The sequence below is a fragment of the Candidatus Obscuribacterales bacterium genome (assembly GCA_036703605.1).
In the GTDB taxonomy this organism is placed as follows: domain Bacteria; phylum Cyanobacteriota; class Cyanobacteriia; order RECH01; family RECH01; genus RECH01.
Genome location: DATNRH010000977.1, coordinates 1 through 1823, shown reverse-complemented (window position 1 = coordinate 1823; position 1823 = coordinate 1). Strand labels below are relative to the sequence as shown.

The 1823-nt window shown below is 53.9% G+C and carries 2 protein-coding genes; one reads left to right on the top strand and one right to left on the bottom strand.

What is annotated here, in order from left to right; all coding sequences use genetic code 11:
• Window positions 1–224 (top strand): hypothetical protein (locus V6D20_20125; protein ID HEY9818087.1); only part of this gene is annotated, 224 nt, incomplete at its 5' end.
• A gap of 905 nt (window positions 225–1129) precedes the next feature.
• Here V6D20_20125 and V6D20_20120 read toward each other — a convergent pair.
• On the bottom strand, window positions 1130–1750 hold the full coding sequence (locus V6D20_20120) for a hypothetical protein (GenBank protein HEY9818086.1): 621 nt from the start codon (window positions 1748–1750) through the stop codon (window positions 1130–1132).
• Between the last annotated feature and the right edge of the window lie 73 nt (window positions 1751–1823).

Here is a 1823-nt window from a genome sequence, read left to right as displayed (position 1 = left end):
CCGTGTTTGGCGCGGAAAGCACCGGTGAAGGCGGCTACGAGGCTCCTGCTGACCAGAACTATGGCGGCGGTGGCTACGAGGAGGCCCCCGCTGAGGAAGCCCACGAGGAGGCCTACGAGGAAGGCGGCTACGAGGAAGGCTACGAAGAAGGCTACGACGAAGGCTACGAGGACGGCTATGAGGAGGAGTACTACGAGGAAGAGTACTATGAGGAGGGATATTAAGTCATTTTCTACGTAAACCTGGAGTGATATACATTGTTAGCCTAGTTGCGGAATAATCGAACATTGCACGGTCGGAGGCTCACTGAAAGGCCACGGTCCCACGAGACGATAACGCAGACGACAAGACATACTGCTGAAGGATGGAAAGGTTCCGAGGCACTAGAGACGCTGACTTGCTCACTTGGCACGGATGTTAAGGTGGGTAGGACTCTTTGGGCAACAAACGCTGAGCAGGAATGAGACATACGCGCATACTACGATCATCCCCGTTCTAGCTTGTTCTAGGCAGAGGATACTCCTGAAATCGTCCGCAAACTGAATTCCGACGGCCTTCGACAAAGACCTCACGATAGGGATTAGCCAGCGGTTATGGCTAAAGGTGTGTTGCTCCACCAAGGAACGGGTGTCCCTTAGCTACACTTTACCCGACAGGGACAGCATGATCGAAGTAGAAATTAATTTTCACCTAAAATGCAACGCTTAATTTAACAACAAAAACTAAATTCCTACTGTGTTGTAAGCTTCTGCGAACAGCACAGCTCCGGGATTCTTCGATTGATCAAAGCTCACTATAGTCAAAAGATATGTGCTACCGCTGAATGTTCGCTGAGCACTGGGCAGAAGGCTGACGAAGTTGTCGTTCCAGTACTGAGGGACAACGGGTTCACCATTCTTGCTGAAGATGAGAGATCAGTAGTACCTTTGCACTTCCAGATGTACCATGAACAGGATGGCTTTATCTGAGGGATTGGACAGCAGAACGTCCCAGCCCGAAGTTGTAGAGGTGAGGTTCGTAGCAGGCTGAATGGAGGGGAGGGAGTTTAGGGTAGGACCAAAGTTGGCAAACTGAGATACTGGGGTTCGGTAGAAGTTGGATTTGCTCCTGCCGGTTGAAAATCGAAACCTTACCAATCGAGCTTGTCCATCGGATTGGCAACCCAGTACCAATTGTCCGTTAGGAGCGCATCGCCCTTGTAGAGAGAAAGGACGACGAGGAACACCTCAACGTGGGGCGGCGGGGCGTGCAACTGAGCCACCTGAGCGGTGGAGTCGGGTCCTCCGGCTACGCTAATGTTCTGCTGCTCAATCAACGACCCGTTCACAAAGTGCCTTGTCTCCAGGCTTGCACTGAGTCCCTCAACTGCCTTGTACAGCGAGTTGACAAACCAGATGGAGTGGTCGTTGTAGGAGTACATGAGGTGGAAGTTCTCGTTGGCCTTCTTGGTGGCCCAGTAGGTGGAGGGCTGGGTCATGTAGGAGTCAAAGAGGTGCCAGATGTTCTCGGGCCAGGCGTTGTTGAACATCCACTGGATGACGCCGGTAGAGGTGTACTTGTTGCGGGAGTAGGCCTCAAACATGGCGCGGTGGGACTCGTAGGTGGCGAGCTGGGCGCGGTAGAGCAGCTGGGCGGCTGACGTGCTGTTGCCATAGCGGGCAGCCAGGGGCGGCAGGAAGTAGCGCAGGTTGTAGAACAGCCCCTCTGGGTTGCCACAGTGCCAGTCCCACACTGCGTTCACCGGCCACATGTTCTCCTTCCCTATCGTCCGCAGCAGCGACGAATACGACAGCGGGTTCTCACCAGGCCCACCTGTACTCAGC